This window comes from Pseudomonas sp. NFR16 (assembly GCF_900108875.1).
Classification (GTDB): Bacteria; Pseudomonadota; Gammaproteobacteria; order Pseudomonadales; family Pseudomonadaceae; genus Aquipseudomonas.
Map to the genome: position 1 here is coordinate 1 of NZ_FNYJ01000007.1, position 19,555 is coordinate 19,555.

Sequence of the window (19,555 nt, forward strand, 5' to 3'; positions counted from 1 at the left end):
ACCACCTGATCCCATCCCGAACTCAGAAGTGAAACGATGCATCGCCGATGGTAGTGTGGGGTTTCCCCATGTGAGAGTAGGTCATCGTCAAGATTGAATTCCAGAACCCCATCTGCGAAAGCAGATGGGGTTTTGTCGTTTCTGGGTCGAGAATACGTGGCAGTCCAACAAGCGATCATCCCGTTGAAACCGTAGCGTGCAAAGCCGATAAAAAAGGCCAGTCCCCGCACTCGGGGGCTGGCCTTATGCAGCGAGGAGACGTTTTAGAATTGATAGCTGACGGTCGCGCTAACGTTGCGCTCCTCGCCCACGTAACAGAAGTTCAGGCTTGCACAGGAAGCAATATAGGATTCGTCAGTAAGATTATTGGCGTTGAGCCGCACGTCGACGCCCTTAAGTCCTAACTTACCAAGGTCGTACCCCATCGATGCGTCCCAGAGCATATAGGAGGGCACCTTCATTGTGTTTTCCGCATCGACCCAGCTTGAGCCCACATACCTCAGCCCGCTGCCCAGTCGCAGTCCGTCAAGGACTCCGCTGCTGAATTTGTAGTCGCCCCAAATCGATGCCATATGCTTGGGGGCCTGTGTGGGCGAATTGCCTTTGTTGTCGGTGTCGCTGACAGTGCTAGGCATCGATTTCGAATAGTCGATGTCGGTTAAGGTGTAGCTGCCCAGTACCTTGAAATTGTCGGTCAGCTGCATGTGCGCTTCAAGCTCCAGACCTTGGGAGCGGACAGCGCCGATCGCGCGGTAGAAGTTTTCCTGAGGGAGCTTGGTTGCCAGGTTTTCCTGATCAATGCGAAACACCGAAGCGGTGAACAGATTGTCCGTACCGGGCGGCTGATACTTGATACCCGCTTCCCACTGCTTACCGTCCGTAGGAGCGAGAGGGTTGCCGGCGCTGTCGGAGTAAGAGTTCGGGTTGAAGGACTCCGAATAGCTCAGGTAGGGCGCGATGCCATTGTCGAACAGGTAAAGCACGCCGGCGCGGCCAGTGGTCTTGGTGCGCTTGTCGTTGATTTCTGTTCCTTGCGGGCGACCGGCTTCAGCGATCCGATTCTCGTCAGAGGTTTCGACCCAGTCATGGCGCAGCCCCAGGGAGAAGCGCCACTTATCCCATTCGATCAGATCCTGTGCATACGCTCCCGTCTGCTCAAGGCGACGCAGATAACTGGTCGGATCGAAATAAGTAATCTGCGAATCGCCATACGCCGGATTAAAGGCATTGATCGGCTCCAGTGAACCGCTTTGCCAGTCGACCACAGTCTTGCGGCGTTGATAATCCGCGCCGAACAGCGCTGTGTGTTTCGCCGAACCGGTGAAGAACTCGGCCTGCAGCATGTTATCGACGATGTATGAATGCAGGTGTTCATTAGCGCCTGAGTAGTATCGATTGAGTTCGTTGCTGGTCGGCGTGGTCCAGCCATAGCTGTAGACCTGATCCAGACTTACCTTCGAATCCAGGTAGCGGAAGTTTTGCCGCGCAGTGAAGACATCATTGAATCGGTGTTCAAACTGATAGCCGACTGACTGCTGGTCGCGGCTATACCCATCGACACCAGGTTCACCTTCGAAGAAGTGCTTGGAGATGCGCTGACCGTTGCGCTGATGCAGTAAACCGTCTGCCGGGTTGCCGCCGTGGTAGCCGCCCTCAGGGTCGTGCTGCAGATAGGCTTGCAGGGTCAACGACGTGTCTTCGGTGAAGTCGATGCTCAGCGTCGGAGCGAGCGCGTAGCGTTTTTCCTTTGCGTGATCGAACTGCGTGTCAGATTTATCCGTAAGCCCTACCAATCGGTAAGCCACACGCTTGTCCTCATCAAGTGGTCCACTGAAATCGAAACCGACGCCACTCTGATTGTTCGAGCCTACAGTTGCCTGAATCTGATGATAGGGCTCGTAGAGAGGCTTCTTGCTGGTCAGGGCCACCAGCCCGCCCGGCGAGCTGCGGCCGTAAAGGACGGAAGACGGGCCTTTCAGGATGTCGACGCGCTCGAGGAAATAGGGATCGACCTGCATCGTGCTATATGTGCCGCTGTCTCCCATGGACTTCAGGCCGTCGAGGTAGATGTTGTCCACCGAGCCGTCGTTGAAGCCGCGCATCGCCACGTAGTCGTAACGATGGGTTGCGCCATATGGATTGGTCAATACGCCGGGCGTGTAACGCATTGCCTGAGCCACCGTCTGCGAGCCCTGATCGTTCATCTGCTCGCGGGTAACGACAGAGACAGATTGAGAGGTCTCCAGAAGGGCGGTGCTGGTCTTAGTGGCGATCTGGCTGTGGGTCGCGTTGTAACCCTCCATGCTTCCCAATGCGTTGCCCAGCGCGAATCCGCGCACGTCAGTGCTGGGCAACGACATGGCTTCGCCGTCAGCTCGATGCAGCACATAACTGCTGCCGTCCTGGCTCACAGCCTGCAAGCCGCTGCTGCCGAGCAGAATAGTCAAAGCCTGATCGACCGAGTAACTGCCCTGCAGACCCGGAGAACGTGAGCCGGATGTTTGATCAGGGGTTGCCGAGAGCGTGATGCCAGCCTGGCGCGCGAATTGATTGAGCGCCTCGTTCAGCGGTCCGGCGGGGATCGAGTAGCTGCGCGCCGGACGCAAGACTGCCGCCGATTCCTCGGCCAGCGCATGAAGGGGCAGTACGCAGGTGGTCAACGTGGTCGAGAGCAACGCGGCGCGCATGGCGGTATGCAGCGCGGAGGGTTTGACGTTGGCGTGGCAAGCATTGTGGGTACGTAGGCGCTGCGGTGTACGTTGAAGCCGGGTCATTGCGCGATTCCGTTCAAGTCGGTGAAGAGGAGGGTGCTGATCTCTAAGCCGAACCGGGGAGCGAAACCCGCCAAAAAATTTTTATGCATTGCGCTGCAGCGTGACCCACCACGGAGTGCGGTATTGCAGACGGACAGGCAGCGTCTGTGGGAGGACCGCCAGCAGCTTGTCGGTGTCTTCGAGCCGGAACACGCCAGACAACCGCAGCCCGGCGATATCCTGATCGCAGGCCAGGTGTCCACGGCGATAGCGCGAGACCTCGGCCAGAAAGTCGCCCAGACGCATATCTCGGGTCACGATCAATCCATCGGCCCAGGCACCAGGTTCCATGTCCGGATGAGGCAGCGCATCGGCACGCTGCGCTGTCAGCGAGTAGCTTTCGCCGGCCTGAACCGTAATCGAAGATGCGCCGGGCGAGCGAAGCAGCACACGCCCCTCGATCACGCTTACGCGTGTGTGGTCCGATTCCTGCCGCACGACAAAGCGCCCTGACTGGCCTTCGAGCACGCCATGCTGACAGCTGACCAGAAGCGGACTGGGCGCAGGATGTTGTGCGCCGACTGCACAGGTGACGAGGATCTCGCCCTTGGTCAGCTGGATAAGCCGTCGCGTCGCGCTGAAGTCCTGATTCACGGCGCTATCGGTATTCAACTGCAGCCGGCTGCCGTCGGCCAGTTGGAAACTGCTGTGCCGGCCGATCTGTGTTGCGAAATCGGCTGTCCATTGCTGCCATGGCGTGACATCGCGCGCGACCCACGCGCTCGAGCCTGCGACCAGTAACCCGGTAAGCAGCTTCATTGCCTGCCGACGGCCCATGCGCTGCGCGCTGTTTTCCAGTGCCTCGAACGCGACGCCGCCCGAAGGCAGCGCCTGAAAACGGTGCTTGAGGTCGACGTTGAGCGACAGCACGCGCTGCCAGGCACATTCGTGGTCGGGATGCGCACGGCGCCATTGTTCACAGCGCTGAATCACCCGGGCACTCGCGGCTTGGTTGTTCAGCCGCAGCATCCATTCGATGGCCTGGCGAACAACAGCGGCAGACGGCTGGCGATTATCCCGAGCGGGAGAATGATTCATTGATCACGACTCACGATGCGTAACGCAGCAGATAACAGTGGTACAGCGCATCGGCGACGTAGCGCTCGACCGAGCGTATTGAAATACCCATCTGCGCGGCGATTTGTCGGTGCGTCAGCCCTTCACACTGAGCCAGCAGAAAGGCACGACGTACCTTGGGTTTGAGGCCGTCGAGCATTCTGGCGATGCTTTCCAGCAGTTCGAACACCAGCTCGCGCGATTCGAGTGACGGCGTTTCGTGCGCGGGAATGTTGGCCAGCGCTTCGAGATAAGCGCGCTCCAGTTCTTCCCGACGCCAGTGATCGATCACAAGGCCCCGCGCGACGGTGCGCAAAAATGCACGCGGTGTCTTCAGCTCAAGCAGCTCGCTGCGAGTGAGCAGACGCAGGAAGGTGTCCTGTGCCAGATCGGCCGCATCGGCGGCGTTACCGAGCTTGCTGCGCAGCCAGCCGTTGAGCCAGCCGTGGTGATCGCTGTACAGACTGCGCAGCGTTGCGTCGTGAGAAAGCATGAAGCTGCGCCGCCCCAGCGCCATTCAAATGATAATTAGTCGCATTGTGGGAAGCGCCGTCATATTTTGCAACTGTCTATCCAAAGGCAAGGCCCCGCCCGGCGCGAAGCCGGGCGGGGCAATCAACCAGCGGGTTGATCACTCAAAGATTTTTTTGACGTTGCCCATGGCGTCATCAGCAAAACCCTGCAAGAAGCTCTGGAACTCAGCAGCGCTTGCAGGGTTGCCCTCGGCAGGCTCGGCGATGATTGTCCAGGTCGCCTTGCAGCTGTGGTCTGCCACAGGAACGACCGTCATCGACGCCCACAGATGGCGGACACCCAGGTTGTTATGGATCGTCGTCCAGGTCATCGAAAACGCGCGATCGTCGCGCGAGTTCAGCTGCTCGACCACTTCCAGGCCACCCTCTTTGAATATCTTGTGACGTACAGATCCAACGCCTTCGCCGATCACGCTGATGCTGGCCAGCGCCGGGATGAATTTCTCAAAGCCGCCGAAATCGCCAACGACCTTCCACACATCAGCGGCGGGCGCTGCCACTTGCACGGATGAAATCACCGGCGTGCCGTTCGGGTTGTTGATGAGCGTGTCGGGCTTGAGGTCGCTGGGTGTATTGATTGCGTTCATTGTCGTTCTCCATTGCGTGAGTAGGTGTTGCGGTGTAAGGGTCAGATGAAGTCGATTTCTTTCAGGTAATCGCACCCCTTGCGCAGCAGCGCCGGGGTTTTCTGGGGATAGCGCTCGCCCATGCGCTGGACGCCCGCCTCAGCGTTCTGATAGGCGATCATCGAGATGTCTCCGATGTCCTCCTCAAAGCCGTCGAGGTAGAAACCCAGCACGCCAAATAGCGCGTTGTGGCTATCGACGCGGTTCAACTGCGTCTGCCAGTGCGCAACGCTGACCATTTCGAATTCACTGCCGGCTTCGCGAAATGCGCTGACGTAGCTGTTCCAGCTCAGAGGTTCTGGGTTATGCAGGTTGAAGACCGCGCGGGTCGGCTGATAACGGCTGCTGTGGAAACCGATGAACCGGGCAAGGAAATCCACCGGCATCAGGTCGAAGGTCATCGAGAACTCCGGCACCTGACCCAGTTGCATCGAGCCTTTGAGCATCAGCATCAAACGGTTCTTGTGTGGCTGACAGACGCCGGTGACGCTGTTGAAAGCGATGTTGCCGGGGCGGTAGATGTTCACCCATGCGCCTTGCTCGCGAGCGTGTTGCAGAATCCGCTCGGCCACCCATTTGGAAAGGTTGTAGCCATTTTTGATGTAGATCGGGGGCGTCTCGGCGGCCGGTGCCTCCAGCACATTGCCCGCGCTGTCGACGGCGCTGGAGGCTGAGAGGGTCGAGACGAAATTGAACACCTTTTTACTGCGGCCCTCGCACAGCCGAAGGCACTCGAAGATGGGCGCAACATTGTCTCTGGCCAGCGTCTCGTAGTCCTGCACGTGGTTCACGTTGGCAGCGTTGTGGACCAGCGCGCCGAATTCGCGATCCAGTCGTTCATACACTTCGTCACTAAGCCCCATCTGCGGGCGGGTGATGTCAGCGGCATAAACCCGCACCCGGGATAGATCCAGATGCTCCAGGCGGTTTTCGCGCAGCGATTGAACGAAGCGATCCTGCGCCGTCATTGCGCCGCTTTCGCGCACCAGACACGCCACTTCCGTCGCGCCCCACGCCAGCAACGCTTCGACGATGTGAACGCCCAGAAAACCGTTTGCCCCGGTGACGATGACTTTGTGAACATCTCCCAGCCTGTCGACCGGCAATACGGCAATCTGGACCGGTGAGTGGGCGTCTTTGATGGCCTGCGGACTGACTGTCCACGCTGACGAGCCATCGCTGTCGAGCAGCGACGCCAGATTCACCAGTGTCGGCGCTTCAATGAAGCGGTTGATCGGAATGCTGCGCCCGAATTGCTCACGAATACCGAGCAGCATTTGCGAGAGCAGGATCGAGTGGCCGCCGAGGTTGAAGAAGCTCTCGTCGGTTGAAATATCACCGGGCGGCAATTCCAGCAGATCTGCCCAGAGCGTCAACAACAGCCGCTCGTTCTCGTTTTCAGGCTGACGAAGCGGCGCTCGTTCGAGCATGTTGACCGGCAACTGCAAAAGCGCTTTACGATCGATCTTGCCGTTGTTGGCGAACGGCATCTTCGCCAGCTCCGTATAAGCCGCAGGGCGCATGTAGTCAGGCAATAAACGCTCGACATGGGCCTTGAGCAACGAGCGTGCAGCGTCGGGCTCGACACCGTGCGGCTGGGCAAGAAACGCCAGAATCCGTCGCTGCTCATCGACCACCACGGCCACCTGCCGATACAGCTGACTTTCGCGCAGGCAATGTTCGATTTCCTCCGGCTCGACCCGGAATCCGCGAATCTTCACCTGATTGTCCCGGCGCCCGGACAGCTCGATCCCCTCGGTCGTCCATTTGCCGATGTCGCCGGTGCGATAAGCGCGCAGGCTCTGCTCGCCACCCACGTCGATCTGCACGTAGCGCTCTTCGGTCAGCGCTGGATTGTGGATGTAGCCCAGGCACACGCCAGGCCCGACGATGTACAGCTCGCCCGAGCTGTGATCGGCAACCGGCTGCAGCTGCTCGTCCAGGATCAGCACCTGACTGTTGGCGATGGGCCGGCCCAGATTGCGGTTACTGCTGCCCGGCTGAAATTGTCCGGCAGTGATCAGCACCGTGGCCTCGGTGGGACCGTAAAGGTTGTGGAATTGGCACTGCGCGGCCAGGCGATCAATCACAAATGGCTCGCAGACATCGCCGCCGGTGCAGAGGTGTTCAAGCTTGAGCGGCCGGTCGGTCGGCAGAATGCTCAGCAGCGCGGGCGGCAGAAATGCATGGCTGAGGTGTTGATCCATCAACTCGACCAATTGCAGCGGATCGCGGCGCTGGTCTTCGCTGGCGACGACCAGTTCGGCGCCGCTGAGCAGGGTCGGGAAAATGTCGATCACCGACGAGTCGAAACTCAGCGTCGAGAACTGCAGCACGCGGCTATGCTCGGAAAGACCGACATAGTCCGCGTACCAGGCCGTGAAGTGGCTGAGGTTGCGCTGACTGAGCATGACCCCCTTCGGATGGCCCGTTGTGCCGGAGGTGTACAACGCCATGCAAGGCGTGTCGCTTTCCGGATGCCGTTGTATCAGCGACTGAGGCGTCGGGGTGGCATCGATGTCACTGATGTCCAGCCCCGGCAGGCATTGACCGGCCAGCGGATGTTGCCCGTCATGCAGCAGCAGGCAGGCCCGTGAGTTGTCCAGAATGTACTGCTGGCGCTGTAGCGGCTGGCTGGGGTCGAGCGGAAGGTAAACGGCGCCGCTTCCGAGAATGGCCAGAATCCCTGCAAACAGCGCGGTAGATTTCGGCAGGCAGATCCCGATCACCAGCGGTTCGCCAGCGGGCGACGTGATCAACGTCTGCATGCGCTTCTGGATCGCGACACTGTGCGCGCGCAGGCGGTCATAGCTGATGCGCTCACCGTCGACGGTCAGCGCGATTCGGGCGCCGAAACGGCTGAAGCTGTTGTCCAGCCGCGTGACCAGAGGCTGCTGCGCAACGCTGAGCAAATGCGGCTGCGCGGTCTGATTGAAGCGATGCTCGAATGCCAGCCGGTCAAGCCGTTGCAGGCCCTCCTGCCATTCACTGTGAGGTGGCTCGACGCGCCCCAGGCGGGTGAAGTGTTCAGGATCCCGAGAAAAGCGGCTGACCAGTAACGCCACGGTTTCAATCAACAATGCCGTGGCCGCGTCGGCCAGCATGCGACCGTTGCCTGACGATTGAGGCGCCACAGGCTCGCGGACGATCAATCGTTGTGCGGTTGCCGAACCTGCCCAGCACAGCAACTCAAGACACGGCAGGCCGGGTTGAAGATCGGGTGTCACGCCGACGCGCAGTCCCAGATGAACGTCCGATCTGATCGCTTTGATGACGGCGTCCGCAGCGTCGAGGGTGCCGTCTTCGATAACCATCGAAGCCTGACGCAACGCGGTCTGTTCCAATGGGTGGGTGTCGTTCAGCCGGTGAACGAGATGCCCGTGGGCATCCAGTTCTTCGCTCAATTCGGCCAAGGCGCGGCTGCGGCCAATGAGGACGATCTCGAGGCGTTTCATTGCACGCCTCCTGCCGGCAGATAGTCGGCCAGAGCGTGTTGCACGCAAGCGGATTCAAGCATCGAGCTGGTTCTGAAAAACCGCACGATGTTACCCACCAACGGGTGATGGCGATTGATCGGGAAACTCATCGCCTGGGTTTCGTCCTTCAGCGCCTGCTTGATCGTCTCCTCAATGGGCAAGCTGTCGATCAGCACGAAATCGAAGGACTTCTGAATGTCGTTGGTCAAATATTGAGCAATGAATACCGGCATGATCTGCGCGATGGACTGCTTGTCCTGCTCGGGCGCGGCGTGCCAGTAGATACGGACCAGCCGGGCCCAGAAGCCTGAGTGGCGACCCTCATCGAGCAAGTGATCGGCCATCAGGCCTTTGATCGATTGCTTTACCGTGTCGTCCTTGGCGAACGCGGCGACATCATTGGTCACCGTATTCTCGGCAATGGCAACGCAGATCAGCTCCACGGCGCTGCGCAAGTGATCCGGCGCCAGACCGAGCGCTGCGGGAATGGCTCGGCTGAGCTCGATTTCCAGCGGCAACTGAATCGGCTGGATGCCGGTCAGTGCGATGGTTTGCTGCATGAAGTCCATGGCAACCAGCGCGTGATAGTCCTCGTCCACCACCACCGTCATCGCGTCATAGCGGCAGGCGAAGGGAAAACGGATCGCGAAATTGTCCTTGGCGATGCTGCGCGCAGTTCTGTCGACAATTTCCGTCTCGAAAATCACTACGTCGTTGATGAACTTGTACAGGCTCTGAACCAGTGCGAAATCGCGCAGTTGAGGGCATTCACGGGTGAACGTCTCGCTGAGCACCAGCGGCTGACGGCTCAGCGGGTAGATGAGTTTTTCGTCATTTTCGACGATGCGGCGCGGGCGGGTGCGGATCGTTGCACGGCCTTCCCAGGCATCGACGAAGGACAGGTAGTCTTCGGCTTTCATGATGTCATCCTTGTGTGGAGAACGAAGGGAACTGACGCAGCGAGAGGGTCATGCGCTGACCTCCCGCGCCGGCTCGCGCATGCTCACGCGCAGCGCGTCCCACAAGGCCAGGCGGCTTTCCACTGCAGTGATGGCGGCGTCGTAGACCTCAAGCTCGCGCTGCGCGTCGCCGTCCACTAACCGGTCCAGCAGGGACTCGGCGGCAGGGCCGTGATCTTCGGAATCCACCTCGATATGGCGTTCCAGGTAATAGCGAAAGGTCGGTGCCTGATTGGCGGTAATGCCCCAGTCGTCGAGAATGCTTTGAAACATCTGTGGGATAACGCTCTCGCGCCCATGCAGAAAAGCAGCCGCCACTTTGTGGGCAGGCGCGTTGAGTGCGATGTCGAGCGTGTCCTTCACGAAGCGGGAGGCGGCCCGGTTAGCGCCGACGCTGTCCAGCGCCGTTTCGTAATGCACGCCCTCTTGTTGCAGCGCCACGAAACGCTCGACCCGTGCTGTGCTGGCGCCGACTTCCCGCATGGCGTCCAGATACAGCTCGAAATGACTGTAATGGCCATGATCCAGTCGGTCGTCGGACTCCTCGCCCAGCACGATCTCGTTGATCAGCCGTGCGGCTTTCGGATCCTTGGGTGGAAGCCAGGGCAACTGCGTGCAACTGAGCTCCTGCTGCAAGCGTTTGGTCAGCGACATGAAATCCCAGACGGCGAAAACGTGTGCCTCCATAAACCGTCTGAGAACATCCAATGAATCGATTTCGGAAAATATCGGGTGCGAGCTTAGTTCGGATTTCTTGCGCGATAGAAGTTGCTTTTGTTCGTTCATGTTGACGTCCTTGATAGTAGAAATATGCCTCGCGTCGGCCATTGTTTTGCCGTGTCATTCAGTGTTCGAGTCATGCGGTTAATACCGGGCATGATTGACTGAACATAAACTTTCGGCGAGCCGGGGCCGCGAACACTTACTTCGTGAATGGTTGGTACTGCAGCTTGGAAGCCCTTGTTCTACAGGCGTTGGCGCTCTTCGGTGTGCGGGGCCGGATAAAGGATCCGCAGGTTTGCAGGGCGACGAGAAAACGTTAATGCACTTTCAAATAAGTCTGCAAACACTTTTTCACACTATTTTTAATAGCCCTAATTTACGCATGAAGTGGGCTGATAAAACTTTAATAATAAGTTTTATTGGGTCGAGCGCCGCCCTTCCAACTTATTAGGGTCAGAATGGAAATAATGAACGAATACCTCGTTCAGAGCTGCGCTTTTACTGAACAATCGAATTAGGGATTTTTTCTGGTCTGGGCAACGTGAAGGGCATCCTCCATCGTCCCGCCCAATGCATTGCTCCTTTTCGCAGCTCCATGACGAACGCGTTTGCGGAAACCGACTGCAGACCGGTCCACTGCTCGAGTTTGCCTGAAAGACGAGAGCGCGCCGCATGGCGGCGCGCAGAAATCACTGAGTGGGAAATTCAGGATGTGGAGAAGCGAGCTTCATGAACATGAGGCTTGCCGGGGGAGGAGGGTGTACCGCTGCAGTCGCAGGCCGGCCCGGAATTGTCAGTTGCTGAGCAATCCCAAGTGGGTATTGATGATGTGAAGGAGCCGATTACGTTGGGATTTGAAGAAGTCATTGGTGCCGGGCAGTTCGATCAGCTCGAACTCGCGACGGGTGAAGCTGCGCCAGTTCATCATGCTGGCGGCGGTGTCGATCTTGTCGTCGCTGCCATAAAGGGCCGTCAGTGGAATGTCCAGGTCCTCGTCAGGGCAACGGGACCAAAGTTCGGCGAGTTTCAGATCGTTGCGCACCATTGGCTCGAACAATGCCATCAGCCGTTTGTCCTGAAGGGTCGTCTGCGGCAGCAGCCCGAGTTTGATCAGTGCCTGGATGAAATCATCCTTGGGCAGCGTATGCAGATAGGGCGACGGCTGCTGGCTGTCCGGGCTGCGGCATCCGGCGATAAAGAGGTGGCGCGTCATGTTCGGGTATTGCGCCTGCGCCAGCCTCGCCATTTCATAGGCGACCCTTGCGCCAAAGCTTTGCCCATAAAACGCATGCGGCTCATTCAAATAGGGCTTCAGAGCCAGGAAAGTGTCCTCAATCAATGGCGCCCATTGATCGTAGGGCGTTTCCTTGCGACGGCTGCCGTGTCCAGGCAGGCGCAGTGTCACCAGTTCGATGTGATCGGCGAGGCTGTTCGACCAGTCCCGAAACTGCTCTGGATCGCCGCCGGCGCGGGGAAAGCAGATCAGGCGCGTCCTGACAGGTTGTCCTGAATTGACCACCATCAACCATTTGTTCTTTACGGCGTACACAAGGCTTCCCCAACCTGCCGGGCAGGTTTTTTGAGTGGGGCCGGGTCCTTCGGCGAGAGCGCCGACCAGCAGCGCTCGGTATCCCCGTGCCTCATGCGATCAGGCGGGCTGACCGCAAGCAGGGGAGCGACAGAGGGAGGGTAAGCAGTTGCCGCTCACTCCCGTCGAACCCTCACTGAGCGACGGCGCGCTTCCTTGACGCCGTGGCGGGTCTTGAGACTTCCGCTGGACGGTCTTTGAGATAGGTGTTGATCGCTTCCACACCGCGATTGAGGTGATGAGTCAGGGCGTCGACGGTTGCATCCACATCGCCTGATTCAGCCAGCTGAAGCAGATCCAGGTGGTCATGCTGAGACAACTTGCCCAGATTCATGTACTTGAGATTGAAGCGCAGAAAACGCTCCTCCTCGTTCAAGCCGTCTTCGACGAGCTTGAGTAACCTTTTATTCGTAGCGCGCGAGTACAGCGTCATGTGAAACAGGCGATTGAGCGTGCCCATTTTCGTGTAGTCGTTTTCAGTTTCGAGTTGTTCGATGTACTCGCGTGCCTTGCCGATCTCCTCTGCGGTGAGCAACGGAATCGATTGGCGCAACGCCTCTGACTCCAGCAGGATGCGCAGAGCGTAGGCGTCGGTCGCGTCTTCGTTGATCAGCGGTGCGACCACGGCACCTTTGTGGGTTTCTACCCGCAGCAGCGATTGCGCTTCGAGCTGTCGCAATGCTTCGCGCACGGGCATGCGGCTGACCCCGAACAGCGTCGCCAGTTCTTGCTGACGCAGCGCGATTCCGGCTGGAAGACGGCCATCGAGAATTGCGCTGCGCAGCTTCTCCTCAATGACAGCTCGTGCCAGATGGGCAGGCGGCTGTTCATCGCCCAGCGTTTCCCGCAGAAATTGTTCTTTCTCAGTCCTGCGCATCGACTAATTCTTCTTCCATTGATCAGGCTTTGGATCCAATAGAACACTAGATTCCTCAGCGAGCGTTGTCAAACCTTGAAACAGGTTTACTGGCCCGTCGGGCGCGGCATTCTACAAGGCTTTCTGGCGGTCATGTGCGTGCGTTGTTTCTTGCGGAAAAACCATCGCGCGACGGAAAACAGGCGCCAATGCATTGGTTATCAGCGTTTGCACGCACGGCCGGTCAAAGTCATTGAATCGCAAGCCAATGATCGCCAGATGCCAGTATTCTCGCTTGATTGGAGGGCTTTCAGCGAGTACCTCTGGTCGATACTTGACCAGCTGGAAGAATGAGTGGAAGCAATAGTAGTGGCAGGCGTCCCGACAAGACCGGCGGCAGGTTGGAACAATTGCCGCCGGTGAGACGCAGGCTGTCGGGCGCGGCCGGGTTACACGTATCGGCCGGTGACGAAGTGCTGCACGTCATTGAAGCCAGGCGTCGAGGCGTGGCCCGGTGTCACCAGTGAATCGATGAACGCCTCGTCCTCAGCCGTGATGTTCACCGACAGGGCCTTGGTGTAGCTGTCCCATTGCTCTTCGGTGCGTGGCCCGACGATAGCCGACGTCACTGCCTGATTGTTCAGGACCCAGGCGATGGCGAATTCGACCAGCCCGACGCCTTTGTCTTTGGTATAAGCCTGCAGTTTCTGCGCGATATGCAGCGACTCCTGGCGCCATTCGGTTTCCAGAATACGCTTGTCCTGACGCCCGGCGCGGGTGCTGCTGTCGGGCGTTACGTCGGGCGCATATTTGCCGCTGAGCACGCCTCTCGCCAACGGGCTGTAAGGCACTACGCCCAGTCCGTAGAACTTGGCGGCAGTGATTTGCTCAAGCTCGGCCTGGCGGTTGACGATGTTATACAGCGGCTGGCTGATCACCGGCTTGTCGACACCCAGACGCTGGGCGACGTTGACCACTTCAGCAATGCGCCAGCCACGGAAGTTGGACACGCCCCAATAGCGAATCTTGCCTTCGCGGATCAAGTCGCCGATCGCCGAAACGGTCACCTCCAGCGGCGTGCTGTGGTCTTCCTTGTGCAGGTAATGAATGTCGATGTAATCGGTATCGAGCCGGCGCAGGCTGGACTCGATCTCGTTGAAGATGTGCTTGCGGTTGAGCCCGCTGGAGTTGGGAGCGGTGTTACCTGAGCTGCTGCCGACCTTGGTGGCCAGGACCCATTCACTGCGACGTTTGGCGATGGCTTCGCCGACGATTTCTTCCGAGCGTCCGGCGTTATAGACGTTGGCCGTGTCGATGAAGTTGACGCCCTGATCCCATGCCTTGTCGATGATGCGCAGGGATTCTTCGGTGCTCGTCTGCACGCCGAACATCATGGAGCCCAGCGTCAGCGTCGATACCTTGAGGCCGGATTGGCCAAGAATGCGGTGATTCATTGCTCGATATCCTTTTCGTCAGGAAGTGGAAATCAGGACAGTCTGGGTCAGGCTCGCAAGAGGTCTTGTTAAGGCCATTCAGACCGACAGCTCTAGGCCGGACATACTCGCCTGTTTGTGGCGGATTTGAAAAGTGACAATTTTGCTCCGATGCCGATCGTGCAGGGGGTTGCTTGTCCCCGTTGCCGCCGATCCGGAGCACGCCATGCCCCTACAAGTGAGTCGCTGGCCTTGCGTTGCGCCCCGCCAGAAAACACAGCGTTCCGCCGACCGCCGTGAGGCACGCGAGCACATAAAACATCGTCGGCGCGGGCGCATTGATCAATAAATAACCACAAATGACCGGGCTCATGGCGCCACCGAAGGCGGCCAGATTTTGCGCGCCGAGGTAGCTGCCGCGCAGATGCTCAGGCGCGATTGTGTCGACAAAAAGATACTCGGCCGGGTAGATGATCATTTCCCCCAGCGTGAACACGAACATCGCCGCGCACCAGGCCAGCGTGGTGTGGGCGAAGCTGAAGCCGATCAAGCCGATGGCGAACAGCGCGGTGCCCAAGCAGATCCAGTAGGGCAACTGTTCGCGCTTGAGGAAGCGACCGATCTGATACTGCATCAGGATGACGGTCACTGCGTTGCAGGCCAGCACCGCCGAGAGGATCTTGAGCGCCTGCTCCGGGGTATGAGTGACCAGCAGGAACTGCGACAGATAGAGCGTGTAACGCCCATGCACAATGGTGCTGAGCAAGCTGCCGCCGGTGAACAGAATCAGCGTGCGATCGTTTTTCAACGTGATGAGCGTGTCGACGAAGCTGCGCGGCGGGTTCTCTCGATTCTCCGTGGTGGGCGGAATGCCGATCATGAGAAAGACGCTGAGGAATGCAATGGCGCTGGCGATCAGGAAGGGTGCCAGCGGCAATTGCCCGGCGATCACGACGCCGAGCATCGGGCCTGTCGCATAGCCGATATTGGTGAGCGTGTATCGCAGCGAAAACACCTTGGCCCGTTGGCCGATGGGCAAATTCTCGCTGATGATCGCTTTGGAGCCGATCAGAAACAGTGCTGAAGCGGTTTCAGTAATGACCAGCGTCAATGTGGTGAGGTAGACATCGTGGGCGAAGGTCAGCAGCGTGAACCCGACCGAGCTTGAGAGCATCGCGAGGATCAGCAGTTTGCGCTTTTCGAGCCGATCAATGATGTAGCCGCCATACAGCCCGAGCAGCGTCGCGAGGAACACCGCCACGCCCATCAGCAACCCGACGTCTTGCTGATTCAAGCCGAGCCGGGTACTGAGGAACAGCGTCAGCAGAGGGCTGGTCATCGCCCGGCTCATGACAATGGTCAGCGAGCAGACCATCAGCCGGCGAATGACAAGGGAGTAGGTGGCCACTGTCGTTCTTATGTCCTTATCCAAACCTTGGCACCACAGGTAGCGCGCGCCTCAGTGGGTGACCGATTGCCGGCGGCCTGGAGGCCGGCGCGGCCTTGAAGGCGTGAGCTTGCTCGCGATCGCAATGGGTCAGATACGCAGGGGTTAACTGACACCACACCATCGCGAGCAAGCGTGCTTCTACCGGGATCGTCGTGCGAAATCGTCCGTGTGGGCTCGCGCCGTTGCTTACTTGCCCTGATTCATCTCGATCTTGCTCACGGCGCCGTGCTCAAGGTCCCACTTCTTCAGGATCTTGCCGTAGGTGCCGTCGTCAACCATCGACTGCATCGCTTCGGCGATGGCTTTGGCCAGTTCCGGATTGGACTTGCTGACGCCAAGCCCGGTGAACTGTTTGGATATCGCCACGCCGAGCGGCTTGTACGTATCCTTCTCTTGAGACATGAGGTACGGGAGAGTTTCGCTGCCTTGCATGGCCGCGTCCAGACGACCCTGACGCAGCTGTGCGCGGGCGTCGGCCGAACCTTCCGAACCGCTGACGACGATGGCTGGCTTGCCCTTCGCTTCGCAGTTCTCCTTGCTCCACGCGGCGATCTCCGCAGGCCATGTGGTGCGACGACTGGTCCCGACTTTCTTGCCACACAGGTCTTCAGGCTGGTTCAGCTCGGTATTTTTGGTCAGCGTGTAAAGCTGCGGGCCGCTGGTGAAATAGTCGATGAAGGTCACCGACTTCTGACGCTCGGCGGTATCGGTCATGCCCGACAGAATGATGTCGAAACGTTTGGTGACCAGACCGCTGACCATCTGCTCGAATGCGGTTTCCTGCCACGTGACTTTCACGCCCAGGCGCTCGGCGAGGGCGTTGCCCAGATCGACGTCCAGACCGGTCAGCGTGTTGGTGCTGGTGTCCTTGAAATCCATCGGCGGGTAGTTCGGCACGATAGCCGCGGTAATTTCGCCTTTGTCTTTGATGCTGGCCGGCACTTGCGCGAATGCGGAGGTGGAGGCCATCAGGCCGAGGAGCAGGGAGGGGATGATGATCTTTTTCATGGTCGTTCTCGTTTGTTCTGGTTTAGGTGCGAACGGCAGAAATAAAGCTTTGGGTTCTTGGGTTTTGTGGACTTATTAGAATGTCTTCGGGGCTTCCGGCCTCCACAATCTGGCCGCCGTCCATGAACACGATGCGGTTGGACACTTCGCGGGCGAAGCCCAGCTCATGGGTCACGACGATCATCGTCATGCCACTCTGCGCAAGGTCACGCATGACCGACAGCACCTCGCCCACCAACTCTGGATCGAGGGCGGAAGTGGGTTCGTCGAACAGCATCAGTTTGGGACGCATCGCCAGCGCCCGGGCAATCGCGACGCGTTGCTGCTGGCCGCCGGACAGTTCGACGGGATACGAGTGACGCTTGTCCGCCAGGCCGACGCGAGCCAGTAACTCGACCGCCTCGTCGTGAGCTTCCTTGGGCGATCGTTTGAGCACTTGAATCGGCCCTTCGACGACGTTCTGTAATGCCGTCATGTGCGGAAACAGGTTGAAGCGCTGAAACACCATGCCGGTGCTCAGACGCTGGCGCGCGATCTGTGCGTCGGTCAGTTCATGCAGCTTGTTGCCGACAATGCGGTAGCCGACCAGCTCGCCGTCAACCCACAGGCCGCCCTTGTCGATCTTCTCCAGCTGATTGACGCAGCGCAGCAACGTGCTCTTGCCCGATCCCGAGGGGCCGATGATGCAGAGCACTTCGCCTTGCTCGACTTCGATGCTGACGTCTTTGAGGGCGTGGAACTGGTCGTAGTATTTGTTCAGGCCGACAGCTTTGACGATGCTTCTCATGTGACCTCTGTTCATGGGGCAGCTCCTGGGCCTGACTTACGAACGCTTGCCGGCGCCGCGCGCAAAACGCAGCTCCAGACGGCTTTGGCCGAACGACAGCACCGTGACCACGGCCAGGTACCAGATTCCTGCGACGATCAGCAGCTCCATGACCCGGGCGTTGGCGTAGTAGATGTTCTGCGCGTTGTGCAGCAATTCGGAATACTGGATCACGCTTGCCAGACTGGTCATCTTGACCATGCTGATGAATTCGTTGCCCACCGGCGGAATGATCACCCGCATGGCCTGGGGCAGAATCACCCGGCGCAGTGCTTGCAGACGTGGCATGCCGATCGACTTGGCTGCCTCGTACTGACCGGTGTCCACCGACAACAGACCCGCTCGCACGACTTCGGCGGTGTAGGCTCCCTGGTTGATGCTCAGCCCCAGCAGGGCTGCGACGAAGGGCGTCATCAGGCTCACGGTGTCGAGCTGAAACACGCCAGGAATGCCAATCACTGGGAAGATCAGCGCCAGGTTGAACCACAGCAACAGTTGCAGGATCAGCGGCGTGCCGCGAAACAGCCAGGTGTAGGTGATCGCCACGTAGCGCAGGATAGGATTGGCCGACATGCGCATGATCGCAGTGATCACGCCGATCACCACGCCGAGGATCATCGCCAGAATGGACATGATGATGGTGTTGAGCAGCCCCCACAGAATCGCCTGTGAGGTGAGGAACTGGCCGATGTAGGCCCACTCGATCTGCCCGTTGGCGAAGGCGCGGGCCAGTCCGGCCAAGGCAACGACGATCAGCGTGGCAAAGAAAATCCGTCCGTAATAGCGACGCGGGACGTGCTCGTATTGAGTGATGTCGAACTCGTTTTCAGTCTTCTTGCGTTCGGCTTGCAAACGTTCCGCCTGGTTCTGGTTCATGGTGAGTCTCCGAAGCTGTGTGCAGGCCGCGCATGATCATCCGCAGCAAAGGCGAGGTCCGGGCATCAAGGGGCGGCGTGAACACGCACCTGAGGCGGGGCATTCGCTGAGGATCCAGGGCAGTTGAGCGTTGCGAGTCTTGATCGAAGTGTCAGGTTTATTATCGTTAGAGTAATGCCCGGTTCACTGAGCAGGGCGTCGAGCGGATGGTTGCCAATCGCCATTTTCTGTGTTCTTTATTATCTATCGGGCATGTTTTTGTTGTGGGGCAAAGCCTGTTGAATATAACGGGCGAGGTAAATAAGCATTATGGAAACTCCACTTTCCACTTCTGGAAACTTGCCATCCAGACCGGGAAACCGTCCTGCGCTCACTCTGAGCGGGATGGACTTCAAGCTGCTTCGGGTGTTCCAGGCGGTGGTTGAAGCGGGAGGATTCAGCGCTGCGCAGAACGAGCTGAACGTGGGCCTGGCAGCGATCAGCAAGCAGATTTCCGACCTTGAGATTCGCATTGGCATGCGCCTCTGCACGCGTGGCCGGGAGGGGTTTCATCTCACCGAGGAAGGCAAGCTCGTCTATCAGGCGGCTATCGAATTGTTTGCCTCTGTGGACAGTTTCAGAGACCGGATAAGTTCGGCGCAGAACGAGTTGATTGGTGATCTGAGTATTGGCGTTATCGACAATACGCTGTCCGATAAAAGTTCATCGTTAATTAAAGCGCTCAGAGTAATGCACGACGAAGCGCCAAAAGTAAGATTGCGTCTGCAAGCGTCGCAACTCGATGAAATCGAGCGGGGCATGGTCGAGGGTCGGTTGAGTCTTGGCATCGTGCCGGTTTATCAGCGCCGCGAAGAATTCGATTATTTCGAGCTCTATCAAGAAACATCCCACGCCTATTGCGCACCGGGCCACCCGCTGTTCGAGGCCGACGACAGCGCGCTGGATATCGACAGCCTGCGCCATTGTCAGGTGGTCAATCATCGCTACGCGATCCACCGCGACAAGGCCAGTTTCGTCAATCACGACAGTCAGTCCGCGTCGGCCTCGCAGGTGGAGGCCGTCGCAATGTTGGTTTTGACGGGTCGATTCATCGGCTTCCTGCCTGAGCACTACGCGCGGCCACTGGTGTGCGATGGGCAGTTGCGCGCGTTGCGCCCTGATCTCATTCACCTGAGCACGCCTTTCAACCTCATCCTGCGCCACAACGCTCCGCGCAGCCCGCTGGTAAAAGCCTTCGCACAGGCGCTTGGCGTGGATCTGAAGCGGCTGGTTTGAAGCTGACCGACGAGCGCGCGCAAACCCTGAGCGCTGATCTGCGGTTGCGCTGGGTTC

General features: G+C 58.8%; 15 protein-coding genes and 1 rRNA gene. 2 read left to right on the top strand and 14 right to left on the bottom strand.

The features are described from left to right. Nucleotides 1–93: ribosomal RNA gene (gene rrf, locus BMZ10_RS23345) — 5S ribosomal RNA — on the top strand; the annotation flags it as partial. A gap of 170 nt (nucleotides 94–263) precedes the next feature. On the opposite strand, the gene BMZ10_RS23350 is transcribed toward rrf, so the two are convergent. The 14 genes from BMZ10_RS23350 to BMZ10_RS23415 all read right to left on the bottom strand — a co-directional run bounded on the left by BMZ10_RS23350 (nucleotide 264) and on the right by BMZ10_RS23415 (nucleotide 18,223). Further along, entirely contained in the window at nucleotides 264–2,687 is a 2,424-nt protein-coding gene (locus tag BMZ10_RS23350; protein ID WP_256214582.1) for a TonB-dependent siderophore receptor, read from the bottom strand. A 168-nt stretch (nucleotides 2,688–2,855) separates the two neighbouring features. Further along, a complete protein-coding gene (locus tag BMZ10_RS23355; RefSeq protein WP_093467938.1) occupies nucleotides 2,856–3,851 on the bottom strand; it encodes a FecR domain-containing protein in 996 nt (331 codons plus the stop codon). Between the two features lie 10 nt (nucleotides 3,852–3,861). Continuing rightward, nucleotides 3,862–4,362, bottom strand: a complete 501-nt coding sequence (locus BMZ10_RS23360) for a sigma-70 family RNA polymerase sigma factor (protein ID WP_093468785.1) — start codon at nucleotides 4,360–4,362, stop codon at nucleotides 3,862–3,864. Between the two features lie 138 nt (nucleotides 4,363–4,500). Continuing rightward, the gene (locus BMZ10_RS23365; protein ID WP_093467941.1) at nucleotides 4,501–4,989 is read right to left on the bottom strand and encodes an SRPBCC family protein; all 489 of its coding nucleotides are present in this window, start codon (nucleotides 4,987–4,989) and stop codon (nucleotides 4,501–4,503) included. A 41-nt stretch (nucleotides 4,990–5,030) separates the two neighbouring features. After that, entirely contained in the window at nucleotides 5,031–8,483 is a 3,453-nt protein-coding gene (locus tag BMZ10_RS23370; RefSeq protein WP_093467944.1) for a non-ribosomal peptide synthetase, read from the bottom strand. Further along, nucleotides 8,480–9,424 (bottom strand): diiron oxygenase, encoded by a 945-nt coding sequence (locus BMZ10_RS23375; protein ID WP_093467947.1) that lies wholly within the window; start codon nucleotides 9,422–9,424, stop codon nucleotides 8,480–8,482. Before BMZ10_RS23375 ends, BMZ10_RS23370 begins: the two co-directional genes overlap by 4 nt. Before the next feature lie 48 nt (nucleotides 9,425–9,472). Further along, nucleotides 9,473–10,249: a DUF3050 domain-containing protein gene (locus tag BMZ10_RS23380; protein ID WP_093467950.1), complete on the bottom strand. Its 777-nt coding sequence runs from the start codon at nucleotides 10,247–10,249 to the stop codon at nucleotides 9,473–9,475. A gap of 730 nt (nucleotides 10,250–10,979) precedes the next feature. Beyond that, nucleotides 10,980–11,735: a thioesterase II family protein gene (locus tag BMZ10_RS23385; protein WP_093467953.1), complete on the bottom strand. Its 756-nt coding sequence runs from the start codon at nucleotides 11,733–11,735 to the stop codon at nucleotides 10,980–10,982. 172 nt (nucleotides 11,736–11,907) lie between these two features. Then, entirely contained in the window at nucleotides 11,908–12,651 is a 744-nt protein-coding gene (locus BMZ10_RS23390; RefSeq protein ID WP_093467956.1) for a GntR family transcriptional regulator, read from the bottom strand. A gap of 428 nt (nucleotides 12,652–13,079) precedes the next feature. Further along, a complete protein-coding gene (locus BMZ10_RS23395; RefSeq protein WP_093467959.1) occupies nucleotides 13,080–14,084 on the bottom strand; it encodes an aldo/keto reductase in 1,005 nt (334 codons plus the stop codon). A gap of 211 nt (nucleotides 14,085–14,295) precedes the next feature. Next, a complete protein-coding gene (locus BMZ10_RS23400; protein ID WP_093467962.1) occupies nucleotides 14,296–15,471 on the bottom strand; it encodes an MFS transporter in 1,176 nt (391 codons plus the stop codon). Nucleotides 15,472–15,699: 228 nt separating this feature from the next. Beyond that, nucleotides 15,700–16,521 (bottom strand): ABC transporter substrate-binding protein, encoded by an 822-nt coding sequence (locus tag BMZ10_RS23405; protein ID WP_093467964.1) that lies wholly within the window; start codon nucleotides 16,519–16,521, stop codon nucleotides 15,700–15,702. A 22-nt stretch (nucleotides 16,522–16,543) separates the two neighbouring features. Then, nucleotides 16,544–17,308 (bottom strand): amino acid ABC transporter ATP-binding protein, encoded by a 765-nt coding sequence (locus BMZ10_RS23410; protein WP_093468788.1) that lies wholly within the window; start codon nucleotides 17,306–17,308, stop codon nucleotides 16,544–16,546. Between the two features lie 36 nt (nucleotides 17,309–17,344). Next, entirely contained in the window at nucleotides 17,345–18,223 is an 879-nt protein-coding gene (locus BMZ10_RS23415; protein ID WP_093467967.1) for an amino acid ABC transporter permease, read from the bottom strand. Nucleotides 18,224–18,532: 309 nt separating this feature from the next. Between BMZ10_RS23415 and BMZ10_RS23420 the strand changes: the two genes are divergently transcribed. Further along, nucleotides 18,533–19,498, top strand: coding sequence for a LysR family transcriptional regulator (locus BMZ10_RS23420; RefSeq protein ID WP_093467969.1), 966 nt, complete (start codon nucleotides 18,533–18,535; stop codon nucleotides 19,496–19,498). The last annotated feature ends 57 nt before the right edge of the window (nucleotides 19,499–19,555 follow it).

What these genes read in the sequence shown, in the direction of transcription:
- BMZ10_RS23380 (WP_093467950.1), bottom strand. Translation starts at nt 10,249, where the DNA reads ATGAACGAACAAAAGCAACTTCTATCGCGCAAGAAATCCGAACTAAGC.
- BMZ10_RS23355 (WP_093467938.1), bottom strand. Translation starts at nt 3,851, where the DNA reads ATGAATCATTCTCCCGCTCGGGATAATCGCCAGCCGTCTGCCGCTGTT.
- BMZ10_RS23415 (WP_093467967.1), bottom strand. Translation starts at nt 18,223, where the DNA reads ATGAACCAGAACCAGGCGGAACGTTTGCAAGCCGAACGCAAGAAGACT.
- BMZ10_RS23375 (WP_093467947.1), bottom strand. Translation starts at nt 9,424, where the DNA reads ATGAAAGCCGAAGACTACCTGTCCTTCGTCGATGCCTGGGAAGGCCGT.
- BMZ10_RS23360 (WP_093468785.1), bottom strand. Translation starts at nt 4,362, where the DNA reads ATGCTTTCTCACGACGCAACGCTGCGCAGTCTGTACAGCGATCACCAC.
- BMZ10_RS23395 (WP_093467959.1), bottom strand. Translation starts at nt 14,084, where the DNA reads ATGAATCACCGCATTCTTGGCCAATCCGGCCTCAAGGTATCGACGCTG.
- BMZ10_RS23420 (WP_093467969.1), top strand. Translation starts at nt 18,533, where the DNA reads ATGGAAACTCCACTTTCCACTTCTGGAAACTTGCCATCCAGACCGGGA.
- BMZ10_RS23410 (WP_093468788.1), bottom strand. Translation starts at nt 17,308, where the DNA reads ATGAGAAGCATCGTCAAAGCTGTCGGCCTGAACAAATACTACGACCAG.
- BMZ10_RS23390 (WP_093467956.1), bottom strand. Translation starts at nt 12,651, where the DNA reads ATGCGCAGGACTGAGAAAGAACAATTTCTGCGGGAAACGCTGGGCGAT.
- BMZ10_RS23365 (WP_093467941.1), bottom strand. Translation starts at nt 4,989, where the DNA reads ATGAACGCAATCAATACACCCAGCGACCTCAAGCCCGACACGCTCATC.
- BMZ10_RS23405 (WP_093467964.1), bottom strand. Translation starts at nt 16,521, where the DNA reads ATGAAAAAGATCATCATCCCCTCCCTGCTCCTCGGCCTGATGGCCTCC.
- BMZ10_RS23350 (WP_256214582.1), bottom strand. Translation starts at nt 2,687, where the DNA reads ATGCGCGCCGCGTTGCTCTCGACCACGTTGACCACCTGCGTACTGCCC.
- BMZ10_RS23370 (WP_093467944.1), bottom strand. Translation starts at nt 8,483, where the DNA reads ATGAAACGCCTCGAGATCGTCCTCATTGGCCGCAGCCGCGCCTTGGCC.